The 14,282-nt window shown below is 65.2% G+C and carries 14 protein-coding genes; 3 read left to right on the top strand and 11 right to left on the bottom strand.

All coding sequences use genetic code 11. From position 1 onward, the window contains the following. From QRN53_RS07495 to QRN53_RS07485, 3 genes are read right to left on the bottom strand one after another with little or no spacing between them, the layout of a single operon-like run. Complete coding sequence (locus tag QRN53_RS07495; RefSeq protein ID WP_285243387.1) at nt 1-906, bottom strand: carbohydrate ABC transporter permease; 906 nt, start codon at nt 904-906, stop codon at nt 1-3. Nucleotide 907: 1 nt separating this feature from the next. After that, nucleotides 908-1,843 carry a carbohydrate ABC transporter permease gene (locus tag QRN53_RS07490; protein ID WP_285243386.1) on the bottom strand — a complete coding sequence of 312 codons (936 nt, stop codon included), beginning with the start codon at nt 1,841-1,843 and terminating at the stop codon, nt 908-910. Next, nucleotides 1,840-3,168, bottom strand: coding sequence for an extracellular solute-binding protein (locus tag QRN53_RS07485; RefSeq protein WP_285243385.1), 1,329 nt, complete (start codon nt 3,166-3,168; stop codon nt 1,840-1,842). The genes QRN53_RS07490 and QRN53_RS07485 overlap by 4 nt, the downstream gene beginning before the upstream one ends. Nucleotides 3,169-3,409: 241 nt before the next feature. Between QRN53_RS07485 and QRN53_RS07480 the strand changes: the two genes are divergently transcribed. Continuing rightward, nucleotides 3,410-4,453 carry a LacI family DNA-binding transcriptional regulator gene (locus QRN53_RS07480; protein ID WP_285243384.1) on the top strand — a complete coding sequence of 348 codons (1,044 nt, stop codon included), beginning with the start codon at nt 3,410-3,412 and terminating at the stop codon, nt 4,451-4,453. A gap of 90 nt (nt 4,454-4,543) precedes the next feature. On the opposite strand, the gene QRN53_RS07475 is transcribed toward QRN53_RS07480, so the two are convergent. The 6 genes from QRN53_RS07475 to QRN53_RS07450 form a co-directional block, all read right to left on the bottom strand. After that, nucleotides 4,544-5,404: a phosphogluconate dehydrogenase C-terminal domain-containing protein gene (locus QRN53_RS07475; RefSeq protein ID WP_285243383.1), complete on the bottom strand. Its 861-nt coding sequence runs from the start codon at nt 5,402-5,404 to the stop codon at nt 4,544-4,546. Nucleotide 5,405: 1 nt separating this feature from the next. Then, the gene (locus QRN53_RS07470; RefSeq protein WP_285243382.1) at nt 5,406-6,206 is read right to left on the bottom strand and encodes a sugar phosphate isomerase/epimerase family protein; all 801 of its coding nucleotides are present in this window, start codon (nt 6,204-6,206) and stop codon (nt 5,406-5,408) included. Next, nucleotides 6,203-7,012, bottom strand: coding sequence for a triose-phosphate isomerase family protein (locus tag QRN53_RS07465; RefSeq protein WP_285243381.1), 810 nt, complete (start codon nt 7,010-7,012; stop codon nt 6,203-6,205). The genes QRN53_RS07470 and QRN53_RS07465 overlap by 4 nt, the downstream gene beginning before the upstream one ends. After that, nucleotides 6,996-7,466 (bottom strand): ribose-5-phosphate isomerase, encoded by a 471-nt coding sequence (locus QRN53_RS07460; protein WP_285243380.1) that lies wholly within the window; start codon nt 7,464-7,466, stop codon nt 6,996-6,998. Before QRN53_RS07460 ends, QRN53_RS07465 begins: the two co-directional genes overlap by 17 nt. Then, nucleotides 7,463-9,205: a dihydroxyacetone kinase family protein gene (locus QRN53_RS07455; protein WP_285243379.1), complete on the bottom strand. Its 1,743-nt coding sequence runs from the start codon at nt 9,203-9,205 to the stop codon at nt 7,463-7,465. Before QRN53_RS07455 ends, QRN53_RS07460 begins: the two co-directional genes overlap by 4 nt. 145 nt (nt 9,206-9,350) lie before the next feature. Next, entirely contained in the window at nt 9,351-10,715 is a 1,365-nt protein-coding gene (locus QRN53_RS07450) for an MFS transporter (RefSeq protein WP_285243378.1), read from the bottom strand. 228 nt (nt 10,716-10,943) lie between these two features. Between QRN53_RS07450 and QRN53_RS07445 the strand changes: the two genes are divergently transcribed. Then, nucleotides 10,944-11,687, top strand: a complete 744-nt coding sequence (locus tag QRN53_RS07445; RefSeq protein WP_285243377.1) for a FadR/GntR family transcriptional regulator — start codon at nt 10,944-10,946, stop codon at nt 11,685-11,687. Nucleotides 11,688-11,696: 9 nt separating this feature from the next. Here QRN53_RS07445 and QRN53_RS07440 read toward each other — a convergent pair whose 3' ends face one another. Together QRN53_RS07440 and QRN53_RS07435 are read right to left on the bottom strand one after the other, a co-directional pair. Beyond that, nucleotides 11,697-12,101, bottom strand: a complete 405-nt coding sequence (locus tag QRN53_RS07440) for a DUF1003 domain-containing protein (RefSeq protein ID WP_285243376.1) — start codon at nt 12,099-12,101, stop codon at nt 11,697-11,699. 48 nt (nt 12,102-12,149) lie between these two features. Continuing rightward, nucleotides 12,150-13,649, bottom strand: coding sequence for a SulP family inorganic anion transporter (locus QRN53_RS07435; protein ID WP_285243375.1), 1,500 nt, complete (start codon nt 13,647-13,649; stop codon nt 12,150-12,152). A 184-nt stretch (nt 13,650-13,833) separates the two neighbouring features. Here QRN53_RS07435 and QRN53_RS07430 point away from each other — a divergent pair, with 184 nt between their 5' ends. Beyond that, nucleotides 13,834-14,235: a MerR family transcriptional regulator gene (locus QRN53_RS07430; protein ID WP_285243374.1), complete on the top strand. Its 402-nt coding sequence runs from the start codon at nt 13,834-13,836 to the stop codon at nt 14,233-14,235. The last annotated feature ends 47 nt before the right edge of the window (nt 14,236-14,282 follow it).

Here is a 14,282-nt window from a genome sequence, read left to right as displayed (position 1 = left end):
CTACTTGCTGAAGCCGGCCGTCAGGCCGGCGAGCAGTTGGCGGCGGCCGATGATGTAAAGGACGAGGATGGGCAGGGTGCTTAGGACGACGGAGGCCAGCACGGCCGGGATATTGACGCTGTACTCACCTTGGAAGGTCCACAGGCCCAGTGGCAGGACCCGGAGTCCGGGGCTCTGGGTGAGGACCAGCGGAAGCAGGAACCCGTTCCATACATTCAAGCCGTTATAGATCGCAACGGTCACGATGGCCGGCCGGGTGAGCGGCAACGCCAGCCGCCACATGGTTTGCCATTCGCTGCACCCGTCCAGCCGCATGGACTCGAACAGTTCATTCGGTACATCGCGGATGAAGTTGGACAGGATGAGGACCGTCAGCGGGATGGCGAAGGCGATGGATGGCAGCATCAGCGCCAAAAGGCTGTCGTAAAGGTTGAGCCTGATGATCATCAGGTAAATGGGGATGATCGTCGCCTGGAGCGGGATCGCGAGCCCCATGAGGAACGCGCCATTGACCAGCTTGAGGAAACGCCCGCTGCCACGGACGATTGCGAAGGAAGCCATGAACGAAACCAGTACTGCGGGAATAACGGAACCGAGGGTGACGATGGCGCTGTTCAAGAAGTACGTGGCGAAATCGGCCTCAAGAACCATCTGGTAGTTCTCCAGTGTGGGTGAGGTGGGCACCGCGAGGGGATTCTGCCCGAAGTATCCTGCCTGCGTTTTGAGGCTTGTAATCACCACGTAGTAGACGGGCAGGATGATGACGGCGAGCCAGATCCATCCGCCCAGGCCGCCCGGAATGTTGAGCCGGGCCAGCCGCGTGCTGAGCTTGAGTCCCGCCGGGCCGCCCCCTGAAGGGGAAGCCGCCCGGGCCTCCTGCACGTCGCTTTTCAGGACTGTACTCACCCTACAAACCTTCCAATTGGCTGCCCTGCTTGTCCTTGCCCCCGAGGCGCTGGAGGAGAAGGGCAAGAACAAGGCCGATGATGACGAGAATGACAGCGATGACGCTGGCCGGGCCCATGAGGTTGGCCCGGAAGCCGCGCAGGTACATGTCCAGGGCCAGGATTCGCGTGGAGTTGCCGGGGCCGCCGCCGGTGAGGACGAAAATCAGGTCGAAGTAGGTCAGCGACCCCACCACCATCAGGGTGGACGAGGTGATGATCGTGTACTTCAGTTGCGGGAGGGTGATGTGGAAGAACTGCTTGACCGTGCCTGCGCCATCGATCTGGGCCGCCTCATAGAGCGACTTGGGGATCTGCCGGACACCGCCTTGGTAGATCAGCGTATGGAACGGCACGAACTGCCAGGCGATCACGAAGATGACCAGGCCCAAGGCCAGGTGTGGAACGCCCAGCCAGTCCTGTGCAAGGAATGGCAGGCCCAGGCCCGTGGCCAGGCCGAAATTGGGGTCCAGCAGCGCTTTGAAGGCGATGGCGACGGCAGCCGAGGAGAGCAGGAGGGGCAGGAAATACAGCACCGCAAGGGCAGCCCGGTAGCGCTGGCTGCCCGCCGTAAAGACTCCCAGCAGGAGGCTGATGGGGGTCTGGACCAGCCAGGAGAAGATCATGATCAGGAAGGTCAGGCCCAAGGCGTTGTAGAGTCCCGGATCGGCCAGCACGGAGAACCAGTTGTCCATTCCCGCGGCACCGATGGCGCCGATGCCGTCCCAGCTGGTGAAGCTCAGGATAAGCACCCCTGCCAGCGGAACCACTGCGAACACCAGGAAGAAGAACAGCGCGGGAACGGTCAGCCATGCCAGGGCGGCCTTGCGTTGCCCGGCAGGAGCGGAATCGGCGCGGCCCAGCTGGGCCCGCGGCGCGGTGGAGAGGGTGCTGGTCATTTCCCGAGCGTGCCGTTCATATTCTGGGCGAACTGTTGCGGCGTGATGGACTTCAGGAATAGTTGGTCGATGTTGTTCAGCAGCGCCTCCGCCGCGGTGGGGCTCAGTGCCTGGTCCCAAGACTGCTGGAAGTTCGGGGCGTTCTTGGCCAGCCCGTAAACGAAGTTCAGGAAATCCTTGTCTCCGGACGTGTTCAGCTTGTCTTCAATTCCATTCACGATGGGAACTGCCCCGGAATTGATGTAGGCGTCAATGACAGCGTCGGTCATGATTCCGTCCTTGAAGAACTTCTTCGCAGACTCTTTTTCTTTGTCGCTGGCCTTGGACGAGATGGACATGTACTGGGCGGGGTTGCCGACCCCGTTTTTCGGGTCCCCCTTGCCACCGGCAACCGTGGGGAAGGCGACGAAGCCCAGTTTCCCGTCCTGGACGAAGTTCTGACCGTCCTTTTTCATGGAGCCGTACGTCCAGGAACCGTGAAGCATCATCGCGGCCTTGCCGGTGAACAGAAGTGCTTGGTCTGCGTTGGAGTCCGCGGTGATGGAGGAGAAACCCTTGATGAAGCCGTCAGCGGAGACGAGTTCCTGGATCTTGGTGCCGGTCTCGATCACGGCGGGGTCCATCCAGGCATTGGGCTTGCCGTCGAAGATCGCCTTGAACACGTCCGCTCCGCCAATGCGGTCCAGCAGGTATTCAAGCCACATCATGGACGTCCAGCGGGACTGGCCGCCCAGGGAGAAGGGAGCTATGCCCATGCCATTGAAGGTCTTCACCAGCGACATGACGTCCTCCCAGGTCTTGGGTGGCTGGACGCCGGCCTTCTGGAAGATTTCCTTGTTGTAGAACAGGACGATCGGGGCGACGGCCTGGTTGGGAAGTGCATAGATCTTGCCGTTGACGGTGGCGGCACCGAACGAGGCCGGGAAGAACTTCTTCTTCAGGTCGGCGTTCTGGTCGAACCAGCTGGTCAGGTCTTCAACCTGGTTGGCTTCCGCATAGGTCTTCAGGCCACCGCCGCCCCAGCCGTAGATGATGGTGGGAGCCTGGTTGGCACCAATTGCGGTCTTGATCTTGGTCTTATACGCGTCGTTCTGGAAATAGGTGACGGCGATCTTGTCACTTGAGTTTGCCGCGTTGAAGGCGTCGACTGCCTTCTGCATGGTGGTCTGGTTCGGTTCGCCGGAAAGGAACCACATGCTGGCACCCCCGTTGGCGCTGGATGCGCCGGGCCCGGATGTGCCGCAGGCAGTGGTGGCGGCGACGGCGAAGGGGGTCAGGGCGGCGAGGGCGAGGAAAGAGCGCCGGGAGGTCTGGGGTTGCTTCATTGCTTCTCCATTTGTGAATTTACTGGCGAGGTCCGGAGCATCAACTCCGATCTCCTTCGAAACATTTCGAAAGAGTGATATAAGTCACGGTGTAAACTAAATCCCGAAATGGCTGCACGGTCAAGGGATAGGGGCGGACATTTTTCTCTTTCCTAAGAACTGCTCGCAATTGCTTGACCAGCCAGCCCACCCCTCTGGACAATGATGAGATGCACTCCATTTTCGAAAGATTGCGAACGTCATGAGGACAACATTGCCGGGCCGGCCCAAACCGACGCTCGCGACAGTAGCCACGCAGGCCGGGGTCTCTGCCCCGACCGTCTCGAAGGTGGTCAACGGGCGCGACGACGTGGCTCCCGAAACCAGGGCCAGGATTCTTGCTGCGCTGGAGCAACTGGGCTACCAGTCACCCCTCCAGCGCCGCGCGGCCACCGAGGGCGTGACCGTGGTGGAAGTAGTCATGGACGTCCTCGACTCTGCCTACACCACCCAGGTCCTGAACGGGATCCTGCAATTTGCCGCCGTCGAGGATGTTGACATCATGGTCAGCGTGACCGGCCGGCCCGAGCCTGGACGGCGAAGCCCGGAACGCCGTGCGCAGCGCATGCTGGACGAGGGCAGGGCGGGGATGATCGTGGTGACGTCGGCCTTCAGCGAAGCGCAACTGCAGGCCTTCCAGCGTCGCCGGATTCCCGTCGTCGTCATCGATCCACTCAATCCACCCTCGTCGGATGTTGTCAGCGTCGGTGCCACGAACTGGGCCGGGGGCAAGGCCGCCACCGAACATCTGCTGGAGCTGGGCCACCGGCGCATTGCCTACATCGGGGGGATTGAGCGGGCCGAGTGCAACCAGGCCCGGCTGCACGGCTACATGGCGGCCTTGACGGCCCGCGGCGTGCCCGTGGATCCGCAATACATCGTCTCCGGCGGCAGGTTCCGCCGGGACAGCGGAGTCGCGGGGCTAAAGGCACTTCTTGGCCTCGAGAACCGCCCCACAGCCATCTTCGCCGGAAGCGACAGCATCGCACTGGGGGTTCTCGGGGAAGCTGCACACCATGGCCTCCGGGTTCCGGGGGACATCAGCCTCATTGGGTTTGACGGCACCATCCAGGGCGAGGAGTCCGTGCCGGCGCTGACGTCCGTGGCCCAACCGCTGGAGGAGATGGGTCGGGCTGCCCTGAGGTCGCTCCTGCGGCAGGCGCGCGGGGAAGTGCTGGACTCCCACCGCGTGGAGTTGGCCACCCAGGTGATCGTCCGCGAATCCACGGCACCGCCCGCAGGCTGAACAGCGGGCCCGGCGCCGGTGATTAAACGGCAGGCGGCCACCCGCCCGGCCGGAAGGGCCGGGGTGGCAGCCGCCGTGTGGGACCGATTCCTAGCGTTTCACAGCCTCGAGCTTGAGCATCTTGGCGATGACGCCGTCGAGTTCGGAGTCGTCGAAGATCTTCTTCCAGTCGTCCTTGATAATGGTGTCCTTGCCGTATTGGATGGCGATTTCGCAGGCTTCGGAGAACGGGTTGGAGCCGCGCAGGGCGTTGGTGAGGGCGATCTGGACGTGGCCGAACAGCATGGCCTTTGCGGCTTCCTCGGGGACGCCGGCGGTGTGGACGGTCTCGTGCAGGGCCTCGTTGAGCAGGGTGCCGATCATGCAGGCGACGGTTTCCACGAGTGTCGGCTCGAGGATGGCGAGCTGCTTGACGGTGACCCAGTGGACGTCGATGACGGGGGCGTAGATGGTGCGGATGACGGCTTCGGCGTTGTCGCGGGTAGTGGCCGGTGCGTCCTCGTCGATGGCGGCGACGACGTTCTGCGGGGCGCCTTCGCCGCCGAAGGTGTCGGCCCATTCTTCCTTGGTGGTGCGTTCCAGGAACACGGACGGGTGGCAGGGGTGGGCAACTGCCTGGACGACGTCGTCGCGCTTGGCCAGCAGGCCGGCGTAGGCGGCGGCGGGGTCCAGGGTGAGCAGGATGGATCCGGCCTTCATCTGCGGGACCACGCCTTCGGACACGATGCCCAGGACGGTGTCCGGGACGGCGAGGATCACCACGTCGGCGCCCTTGACGGCGTCGTCGGTGGCGGTGATCCCGCGGCCTTCGGCCTGGACGCGTTCCTGGCCGGCGGGCGAGTTTTCGCTGTAGAAAACGGTGTGGCCGGACTTATGGAGGTTGCGGGAAACACGCAGCCCCATCTTGCCTCCGGCTCCGATGACGGCGACGGTCAAAGTTTCTGCTGACATTTCACTTGCTCCTTAGGAATTCGATGCTTTGCCGGGTCCACTGGTTTTCGAGCCGGATGGTGTCCGTCTCGGTGTCCTGCCAGGGCAGCCAGTGTTCGACGATCTGGTTGATATTTCGTTGGTGCGGCTGGATTTTCGCGATCATGTAGTCGTAGTCGAGCAGGCCTTCGCCCAGGGGTGCGCCGGAGTAGGTAAAGCCCACCCACCCGTCCTTGCGGCTGAAGGCAAAGTCCTTGACGTGCATGTTCAGGACATGGGGCGCGACGGCGTCAATCACCTCGCGCGGCATCTCCAGCGCCGCGACGGTGTTGGCGGGGTCGCTGCAGATCCCCAGATACGGGCTGGCCACGCCGCGGACGACGTCCAGGACTCGGGCGGTGGGGACCTGTTCGTAGGTTTCCACCGCGATCTTCACCCCGGCCGCCTCGAACTCCGGCAGCACGTCCGTGAAGATGGCCACCGCTTCCTCCGTGCCGGGTGCGTGCCCGGGGGAGTTGAACATGGTGCGCAGCAGCGGCGAGCCCAGGATCCCGGCGATGTGCAGGAACCTTCGCAGGTGGTCCGGGCGGATCCCCTTGGTGCCCAGCTCAAGGCCGATGCCCAGGGAGTCCGCTGTGGCCCGGACGGCTTCCAGCCCGGAATCCGTCATGACCTCCAGCGGTGCGTAATCGCAGACCTGGAAAAGGTCCACGCCCAGTTCCGCCGTGCGTTCCAGGGCGTCGTGGATGCTCAGGGGCTGGGAGACCCTGTCCGAGAGCTGCCAGAAGAACGCGTAGCTGCTGATTCCAATGCGCGAGCTCATGCCGGTACCCCCACTGCGGTCAGCCGGGCCGCTGTCTCGTCCAGGATGGTCTTCAGCGCCTGCGGGTCGTGCGCGAAACGGCCCAGGAACAAACCGGCGACGGCGGGATCAAGCTGGGTGATCAGGCCAGGGCCGGCGCTGCCGCCGTAGATCACCCGGCTGTTGTGCTGGCCGGGCAGACCGCGCAGGTGCGCGTCCAGGCCCGTGATGACGGCGCTGATGTACCCGGGGCTGGCCGGTTCGGGGGCACCGATGGCCCACTGCGGTTCGTAGGCCACGATGGTCCGGCCGGCGGGTCCGAGGGACTGCGCACGGTTGAGGACGCCGTCGATCTCTGCCGTGCACCGGGCGATGGCTTCCTCCACGGATCCCTGCTGCAGCTCCCCGACGCAGAGGACGGGGGTGAGTCCGTTGCGGTAGGCGGCCGCGGTCTTCAGCCCGATGACGCGGTCATCCTCCCCGAAGATCCGGCGGCGTTCGGCGTGGCCCACTTCGGCGTACCGGCCGCCGAGTTCTGCGATGGTCCTGGCGCCCACCTCGCCGGTGAACGCGCCCTCGTCCTCCCAGAAGATGTCCTGCGCTCCGGTGGCTGCGCCGGCCGTGCCTAGGATCCGCGAGGCTTCCGGCAGCGCGGGAAGGACGGGCAGAACGAAGAGTTCGATGTCGCCGCTTTGGACCGCCGGGTGTGCGAACGCGATGGCGGCAACGTCACGGCAGTAGTCCACCGAATGGGCGTAGCCGAAGTACATCTTCAGGCTGACGCCGATGGTGGCCTTCGGGGCGGCGGGATTAGCAGGAAGTGACACCCTCGTAGTCCTTAATCAGGGCGACCTTCTCCGCCGAGGCGGAGGTTTCGTCGAAGGTGTAGGTGAGCCATTCCTTCGCGAGGCGGCGGGCGAGCTCCAGGCCGACGACGCGCTGGCCGAAGGTGAGGACCTGGGCGTTATTGGACAGGATGGCCCGCTCAACGGAGAAGGAATCGTGCGCGGTGACGGCGCGGACGCCCGGGACCTTGTTGGCGGCAATGGCGACGCCGAGTCCGGTGCCGCAGACCAGCAAGGCCCGGTCGGCCTTTCCGGCCGCGACCAGTTCTGCCGCGGCGATGGCCACGGAGGGGTAGGGGGTGTGGCTGGCGGCGTCCACGCCGACGTCGGTCACGGATTCGACCAGTTCGGAGGCTTCCAGGTCCGCCTTGAGGGCCTCCTTGTAGTCGAAACCGGCGTCGTCGGCCCCGATGACCAGGCGCAGCTTGGTGCTCATGCGTTCTCCTTGATGGTGGTGTTCTGGCTGAGGGTGTTGTGGATGGCCCGGACAATCAGGGCCATGGACACGGCGCCGGCGTCGGGGGTGCCCAGGCTCTTCTCGGCGTGCGGCCGGGCCCGGCCCATGAGGGGCAGCAGGTTGGCGGTGTCCTCGGCGGCCCGCTGCGCTGCGGTGGCCGCAGCATCCCACGCGTCGGCAAGGGACTTGCCGACGTCGACGCCGGCGGCGAGGGAGTCGCGGAAGGGGACCAGGACGTCCACCAGGGTCTTGTCGCCCACCTTGGCCTTGCCGAAGTCCATGATCGCGGCGGCGGCGCCGGCCACCCCGGCGGCGACAGCACCGGCGTCGGGCGCTTCGGTGTCACCCACCGCGTCACCGACGGCGCGCAGGGCCATGCCCCACAGCGCACCCGAGGTACCGCCGGCCTTGTCCGCCCACGCATCCGCCGCGAAGTAGAGGGCGGTGGCTGCGCCGGCTCCGCGGCCGACGGCGTCTGCCGCGGCTTGCACGGCCGCGCGGACGCCGCGCTCCATGCCTATGCCGTGGTCGCCGTCGCCGGCGACCGCATCGATGCGGCCCAGTTCGGCCGCGTTGGCGTCCACCACGTCCTTGGCCGCGCCGAGCGCGGCGAGGACCCGGACAGCGCCGGCACGGGATGGCGCGGTGGCCTCAGGGATGGAAAGTTCGACGTCGGCCGTCTCGCCTGCCGTCTCCTCAAGGGCCTCGGCAGCGACGGCGCCGCGTCGGAAGGCCGGGGCGTCGGCGGGTGCGTTCCAGAGGGCCTCGAGTTCGTCGTCGAGCCAGAAGAGTGTCAGGGAGGTGCCGGCCATGTCGAAGCTGGTGACCAATTCGCCAACTTGCGGATCTACAGCTTCCAGGACCGCGTCGGTCAGGAGTTGGGCCACGCGGCGGTACACCACGAAGAGCTCCTCGTATTTCACGCTGCCCAGGCCGTTGAGGATGGGGACCACGCGTGCACCCCTGGGGTCCACGCCCTCCGGCACCTCGGTCAGGAGCTTGGCGACGAACATATCGGCGAGCTCATCCGCCGTCGGAATCGCCGTTTCGCCGATGCCGGGCTCTCCGTGGATGCCCATGCCCACCGCCATCCGCCCCTCGGGAACGGAGAACAGCGGGGTTTCGGCGCCTGGGAGGGTGCAGCCGGTGAAGGCCACGCCGAACGAGCGGGTGCGGTGGTTGGCGCGTTCGGCGATCTCCATCACCTGGTCCATCGAGTAGCCGGCCTCGGCGGCGGCCGCCGCCACTTTGAATACGGTCAGGTCTCCGGCTATGCCGCGGCGCTTGGTGTGTTCCTCGACCGGGGCCGAGGAAACATCGTCCGTGACCGCGATGCTGCGGCAGTCGATGCCCTCCCGGCGCAGCTTTTCCTGCGCCTGGGTGAAGTGCAGGACGTCGCCCGCGTAATTGCCGTAGCCGAGCAGCACGCCGGCGCCATTGTTGGCGGCCTTGGCCACGTTGTAGACCTGCTGGGCCGACGGCGAGGCGAAGAGGTTGCCCATAGCGGCACCGTGCGCCAGGCCCTGGCCCACCAGTCCCGCGAACGCGGGATAGTGTCCGGAGCCCCCGCCGATCACCAGTGCCACCGTCTCCGGGGTGCTCTTGGTGTTGCGGATAACACCGCCGGAAACACGCTTAACCCAGCGTCCGTGGGAGGCGACGAAACCTTCGATCATTTCGTCAGCGAAGGCCGAAGGTTCGTTGAAAAGGCGGGTCATGGGAAAAGCTCCTGGGCCTAGCTGGGGAAGGGCGGCTGGTTGACTGAGTGAGTGCGGTGGTGCCAGTGCAACTGCCTGGCAGTTGTTGTCGCTATGGCCGTCCACAGCGACAACAACTGCGAGTCAGTTCGGCTTGCTTGCGGTCCTAGGGTTCGGCGTGCTGCCCGGCGGCTGCCGGATCCAATGCCTCGGCCCGGATACCCTCCGAGACGCGGCCGGAGCGGCTCAGTGCCAGCATCAGGACGGCGGAGAGGAGCATGAAGCCGCCCACCACGAACATCGGCACCGTGTAGTCGCCGGTCCAGTCCTTGAGCCAGCCGGTGATGTAGCCGGCGCTGAAGCCCGCCAGGTTGCCCACCGTGTTGATCAGGGCGATGCCTGCTGCGGCCGCCGCGCCGGTGAGGAACTGGGTGGGGACCGTCCAGAAGTTGGGCAGCGCCGCGAAGATGGCCATGGCCGTGATGGTGATGACGGCGATGGTGGCTGCCGGCGATCCAGCGAACAGTGCCAGTGGGATGCTCAGGCCACCCACCAGGGCCGGGACCGCGATGTGCCAGGTCTTGACGCCGCGCTTGGTGGCATCTTTTGACCAGAAGTAGAGGGCAAAGGCTGCCGGCAGGTACGGGATGGCGGTGATCAGGCCCTTCTGGAGGACGTCAAACTTGGTGCCGTAAATGCCTTCGAAGCCGGAGATGATGGTCGGCAGGAAGAAGCCGAGGGCGTAGAGGCCGTAGATGAATCCGAAGTAGATCAGGGAGAGCATCCAGACGCGGCCGTTGCCGAACACTGTGCGGACGCTGACGTGCTTGTTCCCCGCGGCCGTTTCGTTCTTTTCCTTTTCCAGGGCGCCTGTCAGCCAGGTCTTTTCCTCGGCGGAGAGCCACTTGGCTTTGGCGGGGGAATCGGCGAGGTAGAACCAGGAAATGATGCCGATGAGGATGGCGGGAATGGCCACGCCAAGGAACATGACGCGCCAGCCTTCGAGGCCGAAGAGGCCGTGCTGCTGGATCAGGAGGCCTGCCAGCGGGGCACCGATCACGGTGGTCAGCGGCTGGGCCAGGTAGAACAGGGCCAGGATCTTGCTGCGGTGCCGTGCGGGAACCCAGAGGCTCAGGAAGAGGATGGCGCCGGGGAAGAAGCCTGCCTCGGCAACGCCGAGGATGAAGCGCAGGATGTAGAGCTGTTCAACGTTGGCCACCCAGGTGAACAGCAGCGAGACGATACCCCAGCTGACCATGATGCGGGCCAGCCAGCGGCGGGCGCCGAATTTGTGGAGCGCCAGGTTGGAGGGGATCTCGAGCAGGATGTAGCCGATGAAGAAGACGCCCGAGGCGAAGCCGAACTGGGCGGCATTCAGCGCCAGGTCCGTGTTCATGCCGTTGGGGCCGGCGAAAGAGATGGCGGTGCGGTCGAGGTAGTTGATGAAGAACATCAGCGCGACGAACGGGACAAGCCGGATCGCCACCTTCCTGATTGCGGATTTTTCGACCACCGATTGTGTGGTGTCCACATTGACTCCTAGATGTTGGTGCCCCGGCCGCGTCCGTCACTGGAGGCGTGGGGTTCTCTCATGTACGCGCGGCCTGGGAGGCGCCGCGGAGCGTGAAGCTGTGAGTTCCACCATAGAATCGAAATTAGAATTGGTCAACCGGTTGACTAATTTATTTCTTCGTTAGGCGGTGCCGAAGCGGGCGGCGTCGGCTGCCGGGCATGGTCAACCAGTTGTTACGCTTGGGTGGTGTCCGTAGAATCCGCCGCCTCGACGGCCAAGATCAGTGCCGCCCTGGGGTCTCTGGGGCAGGGATCAGTGGTGTCGGAAGTGGCCGAGCGCCTGCTGGCCTTCTTCACGAGCGGCGATATCGCGCCGGGCACCAGGCTCCCTGCAGAGCGCACGCTGGCCGCCTCCCTTGGCGTGGGCCGGTCAGCGGTGCGGGAGGCCCTCGCTGCACTGGAAATCCTGGGCATCGTGGTGGTCCGGCCCGGGTCCGGAACCTACCTTCGCGACGGCGTCTCGGAGCTTCTGCCCCGCACCCTGAGCTGGGGCTTGATGCTGGGCGCCCCGCGCACCCGCGAACTCGTGGAACTGCGCAGCGGGCTGGAAGTGCAGGCTGCACAGCTGGCCGCGGAACGCATCACCGATGAGGCGCTGGGACGGATGCGCGACAATCTGGACACCATGGCCCGCACCCTGGATGACCTCGGCGCCTTCGTCGAGGCGGACGCAGCCTTCCACCGCGAGATCGCCGGGGCGTCAGGAAACCAGGTCCTCCAGGAACTCCTGCAAAGCATCCGCTCTCTGCTGCGGATCTGGGTGGACCGTGCCCTGACCGACGAAGGGCATGCTGCTGCCGCTCTGAAGGAACACGCCAAGATCTATGAGGCGCTGGCTGCCCGGGATGCCGTGGCCGTGACCGCCACCATGCGCTCGCACATGCAGACAGCATCCCGGCGCCTGCTGGCAGGATACGACGCCGCCCAGTAGGGCACCGGCCTATCGGGCAGCTGCCTTCTTCAGTTCCTGCAGGATTTCCAGCTGGACCCGGTTCATGGAGATCAGCAGCTCGATCTCCTTTTTCGCCTCGACATTGGTGTCGTAGTCGTGTTGGGCCATGGCTGCGGCAATGGCGTCCTGCCGCTTGGCGGCGATGAGCAAAATGGCGCCCTGCAGTCCGGCGAGCATGGAAAGCAAGAGGTTCAGCAGGATGTAGGGGTACGGGTCCCAGGCGTTGGCGGCCAGTGCCACGGTATTGATGGCGGCCCAGATGAGCATGAAGCCGATGAAGCTCGCTACGAAGGGCCAGCTTCCCATCCCGTTGCGCATGATGTCAGCGGCCCGCTGTCCCTTGCTCAGGGAGGCTTTGTGTTTCTCGTGCCAGGTCTTCTGTTGGAGGCTCATGGCTCAGGGTAGACCCAGAAAGCCATGCCACAGGCAGGACCGGGCTGGTCAGGCGCCCAAGTGCCCCGTGAGGCGGCGGTGGAACCCAGTGCTGCGCTCGTCCAGGCCTTCGATCGCCACCGTTGCACCGTGATCCGCGTATTTTGTTTCGATCGAGTCCAGGGCCGCCACCGTTGATGCATCCCAGATCTGCGCACGGCTGAGGTCGATGGCCACTGCGGCCGGATCGTCTGCGTACGCGAACTGCTCCACCAGGTCATTGCTGCTGCCGAAGAACAGCGGCCCCACCACCTCATACCGGACGTGTTCGCCATCTTCCGCAAGGTGCCGCTCAACGGTGATGACGTGGGCCACCCGGCGCGCGAACAGCACCATTGCCAGGACGACACCCACCAACACGCCGTAGGCGAGGTTCCCGGTGAGGACCACGACCGCCACCGTAACGCCCATGACCATGGTCTCGGGAACGGGCATCCGCTTCAGCGTGGACGGTTTGAGGCTGTGCCAGTCGACCGTGGTGACCGCAACCACCATCATCACCGCGGCCAGGGCAACCATGGGAATCTGCCCCATGATCGAACTGAGCCCGGTGACCAGGGCCAGCAGGAACAGCCCGGCCACGAACGTGGATATCCGGGTGCGGGCCTGCCCGGTCTTCACGTTGAGGACGGTCTGGCCGATCATGGCGCAGCCGGCGATGCCACCGTAGAGGCCTGCCAGGATGTTGGAGACGCCCAGGGCCCAGGACTCGCGGCCCTTGTGGGACGGAGTGTCGGTCATGTCGTCGACGAGTTTCGCGGTGAGGAGCGTTTCCATCAGGCCGACGAACGCCACGCTGAGTGCGGTGGGCAGCACCAGCTGGAAGGTCTCCAGCGTCACGGGGAACAGGAAAGGCGTGATGCCGGGTAGTTTGCCCGTGAGCGGGCCCTCATCCGCGACGTTCGGCACCGTGAGGCCGGCGATGATGACAATCGCCGTGACGACGACGATGGCCACCAGGGGCGACGGCACCACCTTGGTGAACCGGGGAAGGATGAAGATGATCGCGAAGGTCAGGGCGAACAGGACGTAGGCGAGCCAGGGGACATCGATGACATGCGGCACCTGCGCCATGAAGATCAGCACACCCAAAGCGTTGACGAACCCGATCATCACCGACCGGGGGATGAACCGCATCAGCCGGGCCAGCCCCGCCAGCCCGAAGACCACCTGGATCACGCCCGCCAGGAGCACCGCGGGCAGCACATACTCCGCGCCGTGCTGGTGCACCAGCGGGGCGACCACCAGCGCGACGGAGCCGGCGGCGGCCGTCACCACGCCGGGCCGTCCGCCCAGGATGGACATCGCCAAGGCAAGCACGATGGAGGCGACAAGGCTCACCATGGGATCCACCCCGGCCACGATCGAAAACGAGATGACTTCCGGGACCAGGGCAAGCGTGGTGACCATGCCGGCAAGGACCTCGCGGGACAGCTGCCGGGGAGAGCGCAGGGCCGTCAGGACGCTGACGGGTTGCCGGATGGGGCGGGTGCGGTCGGCGACGGCCAAGGAGCGGCTCCAGGGTGACTTGGGCTCTTTCGGGAGAGCGGTGTGCAACGTTCTGCGCGCCACGGTGCGCACGGGTCCAGCCCGGCCATGGAAGACAATGGGGGTGGAGAAGAATGCGCCGGTGACTTTCGGCTGCGTAGGCAACACTACCCTAACGTGAGGGTTGGGCAGGATTGGTGACGTAATGGTGAAAGAGATGACCGCTGAAGAAGTGGTGGCGACCATGCACATCGGCGAATTGGCGGACCGCTCGCAGCTTTCCCTGCGGACCATCCGCCATTACGACGAGGTAGGCCTGCTCAAACCGTCGGGCCGCACCGAAGGCGGGTTCCGTCTTTACACCGAACGCGACTTCACCCGGCTGCTGCTGATCCGCAGGATGAAACCGCTCGGGTTCTCGCTCGAAGCCATGGCAGGGCTCCTTCGTGTGATTGATGCGCTGGAGGCGGCCGGTCCCGGCCAGGATGTTGCGGACATCCGGGACGAGCTGAACGGCTTTATCGAAGAAGCGGCGCGGCGCCGCGCCAAACTTGAGGAACAACTCGGCATGGCTGACGAATTCCTCGCACTGCTGCGCGCCCGCTAGGTTTCCTGCACCGTTGCCAAACTGTGCCGTGGGCCCGTACCGCGCCC

This window comes from Pseudarthrobacter sp. fls2-241-R2A-127 (assembly GCF_030209355.1).
Classification (GTDB): domain Bacteria; phylum Actinomycetota; class Actinomycetes; order Actinomycetales; family Micrococcaceae; genus Arthrobacter.
Note: the sequence above shows the minus strand (reverse complement) of the source record. Positions and strands in the feature narration are given on the sequence as shown.

Coding starts and splice junctions, on each gene's coding strand:
- QRN53_RS07490 (WP_285243386.1), bottom strand. CDS start 1,843: ATGACCAGCACCCTCTCCACCGCGCCGCGGGCCCAGCTGGGCCGCGCC.
- QRN53_RS07485 (WP_285243385.1), bottom strand. CDS start 3,168: ATGAAGCAACCCCAGACCTCCCGGCGCTCTTTCCTCGCCCTCGCCGCC.
- QRN53_RS07480 (WP_285243384.1), top strand. CDS start 3,410: ATGAGGACAACATTGCCGGGCCGGCCCAAACCGACGCTCGCGACAGTA.
- QRN53_RS07475 (WP_285243383.1), bottom strand. CDS start 5,404: ATGTCAGCAGAAACTTTGACCGTCGCCGTCATCGGAGCCGGAGGCAAG.
- QRN53_RS07470 (WP_285243382.1), bottom strand. CDS start 6,206: ATGAGCTCGCGCATTGGAATCAGCAGCTACGCGTTCTTCTGGCAGCTC.
- QRN53_RS07460 (WP_285243380.1), bottom strand. CDS start 7,466: ATGAGCACCAAGCTGCGCCTGGTCATCGGGGCCGACGACGCCGGTTTC.
- QRN53_RS07455 (WP_285243379.1), bottom strand. CDS start 9,205: ATGACCCGCCTTTTCAACGAACCTTCGGCCTTCGCTGACGAAATGATC.
- QRN53_RS07440 (WP_285243376.1), bottom strand. CDS start 12,101: ATGAGCCTCCAACAGAAGACCTGGCACGAGAAACACAAAGCCTCCCTG.
- QRN53_RS07430 (WP_285243374.1), top strand. CDS start 13,834: ATGGTGAAAGAGATGACCGCTGAAGAAGTGGTGGCGACCATGCACATC.